At 68.6% G+C, this 2,955-nt stretch carries 2 protein-coding genes; one reads left to right on the forward strand and one right to left on the reverse strand.

The genetic code is table 11. The features are described from left to right. Window positions 1-167: 167 nt before the first annotated feature. Entirely contained in the window at window positions 168-944 is a 777-nt protein-coding gene (locus M6444_RS22415) for an endonuclease (protein WP_298332684.1), read from the reverse strand. A gap of 252 nt (window positions 945-1,196) precedes the next feature. On the opposite strand from M6444_RS22415, the gene M6444_RS22420 reads away from it, so the two are divergent. Further along, on the forward strand, window positions 1,197-2,936 hold the full coding sequence (locus M6444_RS22420) for an IlvD/Edd family dehydratase (RefSeq protein ID WP_298332687.1): 1,740 nt from the start codon (window positions 1,197-1,199) through the stop codon (window positions 2,934-2,936). Window positions 2,937-2,955 lie beyond the last annotated feature (19 nt).

A 2,955-nucleotide genomic window follows, 5' to 3' on the forward strand; every position in this document is an offset into this window, starting at 1 on the left:
CGTCGAGCAGGACGTCGAAGAGTTCGTCGGCAAGCTGATCCACCGTCATGCGGGCCTCCAGGGTCGGGCGAGTCCGCCGGTGAGGCTACACGCGCCGTGAGCCCCGAGGGTGACGCGGAGGCGGGCCCCCCTGCACGGGGCCCGCCTCGTGCCCAACCCCGCCCACGTCAGTTCCAGATCTCACCGACCCATTCCGGATGGTCGATGAACGGGTTCCGGTTGTGCTGCCATTCGTCGAAGATCACTTGGTTGCGACGGCGCTCGAACTCGTCGGGTGGATCCTGCGCATGCCAGTCACGCAGCACCGAGAGGCGTCCGGTGAAGGGCGTGGACCCGTTGTCGACCTGGTCGTTGACCTCGAGGTCCGGGTATCCGTCGTCGCCTTCGTAGCGCACGGCCATGTAGAAGATCATCCGGGCCACGTCGCCCTTGATCTCGTCGCGCGGCTCCCACGAATCGTCGTCGGTTCGGTTGCCCGGAGCGCCGTCGACCGCTGAGCCGCCGACGTCGAAGTCCTTGTTGCCCCGCTCGGCGTTGACCGCCACGTCGGTCGGGCGCAGATGGTGCACGTCGGTGCCTGGCCCGGGAGCCGTGCCGAAATCGCCGTGGGACTTGGGCCACACGTGTTCGCGATTCCATTCACCGGAACCGCCGCCGTTGGCGTCCTCGTCCAGCGAACGCCCGCTGTAGAGCAGGATCACCGATTCCGGATCGGCAGGATCCTCATCGGTGTCGCGCAGGGCACTCCAGACCTCGTCATACGTCAACGTGGTGCTGTCGGAGACGATCTCGTGCAGCGCATTCTTGAGCTCGTCGCCGGTCAGTCCTTCAGCATCGGCGTAATAATCCGTCGCCTCGTCGTCCGGCTGCGCTGCGGACGCCACGAACGCCACGGAAACGACGGCAGCACCGACCGCGAAGATCGCTGGGACACTTCGCCTCATCAGCACATCACGCCTTCGTGACCGGTACATCGACGACCTGAGCTCGGGAAAGTCATGCCGACCTCATTGTGATTCGTACTATTCACGCTGATCACGAACGATGTCAATGTAGACGGCCATTCGTGCAGCGCAACCGGTTTCCGTGGCAGGCGGCCGCGTCGGCTCGGTCGGGGGTCGAGCGGTCGGCGCGGGTCGGACCGGGCAGGATGGACGCCGACGCCCACCCGGAGACGATCGCGCGGAGGAGCTGCGATGAACACCAGTGACCATCCAGAACCAACGGCGCGGCGCAGCGCCGCCTGGTTTGCCGCCGAGGGCCGAAACGGGTTCATTCACCGCTCGTGGATGCGCAACCAGGGGTTCGGCCCCGAGGTCTTCGACGGTCGCCCGGTCATCGGCATCGCGAACAGCTGGTCCGAGCTCACACCGTGCAACGCTCACCTGCGCGATGTCGCCGAAGCCGTCAAGCGTGGCGTCTGGGAAGCCGGAGGGTTGCCGCTGGAGTTCCCGACCATGTCGCTCGGCGAAACGCTGATGCGCCCGACGACGATGTTGTTCCGCAACCTCATGGCCATGGAGGTCGAAGAGTCCATCCGGGCGAACCCGCTGGACGGCGTCGTGCTGCTGTCCGGCTGCGACAAGACCACACCGGCCCAGCTGATGGGCGCGGCCAGCGTCGACATTCCGTCGATCATGGTCACCGGCGGGCCGATGCTCAACGGCAAGTTCCGCGGCCGCGACATCGGCTCCGGAACCAGCGTCTGGCGGCTCAGCGAAGAGATGCGCGCCGGGCGGCTGACCCAGGCCGATCTCACCGAGGCCGAGGGCTGCATGTCCCGGAGCCGCGGGCACTGCATGACCATGGGCACCGCGTCCACCATGGCGTGCATCGCCGAAGCGCTGGGAATGCAGCTCTCCGGCGGCGGCACCATCCCGGCCGTCGACGCCCGCCGCTACGCCCTCGCTCAAGCTGCCGGCCGGCGGGCCGTCCAGATGGTGCACGACGACCTGCGCCCCTCGCAGGTGCTCACCCGGGCCGCGTTCGAGAACGCCATCCGGGCGAACGCCGCACTGGGCGGCTCGACGAACGCGGTGGTGCACCTGCTGGCCCTAGCCGGCCGCGTCGGCGTCGAGCTGGACCTCGACGAGTTCGACACGCTCACCGCCGCCGTCCCGGTCCTCGTCGATCTGATGCCGTCGGGGCAGTTCCTGATGGAGGACTTCCACTACGCCGGCGGACTGCCCGTGGTGCTCCGCGAGCTCGGCGAGCTCATCAACGGCTCCGCGATCACCGTCAGCGGTCGCAGCATCGGTACCGAGGTCGCCGATGCACAGTGCTGGAACAGCGACGTCATCCGGACCGTCGCCGAACCGTTCGCGCCGGCCGGCTCGGGCACGGCCGTGCTGCGGGGCAACCTCTGCCCGGACGGCGCAGTGCTGAAAGTGTCCGCCGCCTCGGAGCACCTGCTCAAGCACCGTGGCCAGGCCCTCGTCTTCGACCGCGTCGAGGAGTACACCGCGCGGGCCGACGACCCGGACCTGCCGGTCGACCCGTCCACGGTGATCGTCGTGCGTAACGCCGGCCCCAAGGGCTACCCGGGCTTTCCCGAAGTGGGCAATGTTCCGGTGCCGAAGGTCCTGCTCAGCGCGGGAGTCGAGGACGTCGTACGGATCAGTGACGCCCGCATGAGCGGCACCGGCTACGGCACCTGCGTACTGCACGTCGCGCCGGAGGCAGCCGCCGGCGGGCCGTTGGCGTTGGTGCGCACCGGCGACTGGATCGAGCTCGACGTCGCGGCTCGGCGACTCGACCTGCTGGTCGACGACGACGAACTCGCTGCTCGTCGGGCGGCGCACGCTCCAGCCGATCCCCCACCGCAGCGGGGCTGGGCCAAGCTCTACACCGAACACGTCCTGCAGGCCGATCGCGGCGCGGACCTGGACTTCCTGGTGGGCGGGAGCGGCGACGCCGTGCCGAGACACTCCCACTGACCGGGATTCGCGCACGGAC

This window comes from Haloactinopolyspora sp. (assembly GCF_027324685.1).
Taxonomy (GTDB): domain Bacteria; phylum Actinomycetota; class Actinomycetes; order Jiangellales; family Jiangellaceae; genus Haloactinopolyspora.